The sequence below is a fragment of the uncultured Empedobacter sp. genome (assembly GCF_937930195.1).
Lineage (GTDB): Bacteria > Bacteroidota > Bacteroidia > Flavobacteriales > Weeksellaceae > Empedobacter > Empedobacter stercoris.
This window is the reverse complement of sequence record NZ_CALGVK010000108.1, coordinates 1-1,568: the sequence shown is the minus strand read 5'-3', so window position 1 is coordinate 1,568 and position 1,568 is coordinate 1. Positions and strand designations below refer to the sequence as shown.

At 30.3% G+C, this 1,568-nt stretch carries 1 protein-coding gene; it reads left to right on the top strand.

Going from position 1 to position 1,568, the window contains the following annotated elements:
- A partial coding sequence (locus Q0616_RS06835) for an efflux RND transporter permease subunit (RefSeq protein ID WP_298776014.1) occupies positions 1-1,568 on the top strand: 1,568 nt, incomplete at both ends.

Genomic DNA, 1,568 nt, shown 5'->3' with positions numbered 1-1,568 from the left:
AAAAATGTAGCAGATGTTGTTGTTTCAAATAAACCTAGATTAGGACAAGTTGGTTATAATGAAAATGATGATATGGTACAAGGTATCGTTATTATGTTACGAGGAGAAAATCCATCTGAAGTCATTGGAAATCTGAAAGCAAAGATTGAAGAATTAAATACAAGAACTTTACCAGATAATGTAAAAATTGAAACAGTTGTAGATCGTACCAAATTGGTTGATAATACAGTACATACGGTTTCTAAAAATATCATTGAAGGTATTTTATTAGTATCATTAATTGTTTTTGTTTTTTTATATAATTGGAAATCAACATTTATTGTAGCTTCGGTTATACCGCTTTCGTTTTTGTTCGCAATTATTATGTTGAAAATACAAGGATTACCAGCGAATTTAATTTCAATGGGATCATTGGATTTTGGATTGTTGTTAGAAGGAACTTTGGTAATTGTGGAAACAGTTTTTGTTGCTTTAGCAACCATGCAACATAAAGTAGGAGCAGAACGTTTCGCAAAAATGAGTAAAATGGGCGTTATAAAGAAAAGTGCTGGAAGTGTAGCTTCTTATATTTTCTTTGCCTTACTTATTCTTATTGTTGCTTTATTACCGATATTTTCATTCCAAAAAGTGGAAGGTAAAATGTTCTCTCCTTTAGCATTTACATTGGGATACGCATTATTAGGATCTTTAATATTAAGTCTAACTTATGTTCCTGCAATGTGTAAGTTGCTTTTTAAGAAAAATATGGAGGAGAAAGAGAACTTTATTACTCGATTTTTTCAGAAAACTATTTTCGGATTATATGAAACAGCATTTCGTTATAAAAAAGCAACAATAGGAATTTTTTTAGGGATTTTAGCTCTTTGTTTGTTTAAGTTCTCACATTATGGATCAGAATTTCTTCCGAAATTGAATGAAGGAGCAATTTACATTCGTGCAACTTTACCAAATAGTGTCAATTTACAAGAATCAACTCGATTAACAAAAGAGATGAAAGAGTTGATGCAGAAAGATTGTGATGAAATTGATTTTATTTTAACACAAACAGGTCGTCCAAATGATGGAACTGATCCAACAGGATTTTTCAATATTGAATTTAATATTCAATTAAAAGATGAAAAAGATTGGAAACGCAAGGTTTCAAAAGAAGAGATTATTCAAGAGATGCGAGATAAACTGAATCATTATCCTGGAATTGTATTTGGATTTTCGCAACCCATTCAAGATAATGTTGAAGAATATGTAGCAGGTGTAAAAAGTTCATTAGTTATTAAGATTTTTGGTGATGATTTGTATGATTTAGAAAAATATGCAAATAAGGTAGCTTTATCTATCGAAAAAGTAAATGGAATAACGGATATCAATGTTTACAAAAATATTGGATTACCTGAACTTAGAATAGAATTGAGTGATACAAAAATGGCGAAATATGGTATTAGTACAGCGGATGTTCAGGCAGTAATTGAAATGACAATTGGTGGACAAGCAGCTACTAAGTTTTATGAAAATGATAGACAGTTTGATGTTATTCTTCGTTTTCAGGAAGCTTATAGAGATACTCCTGAGAA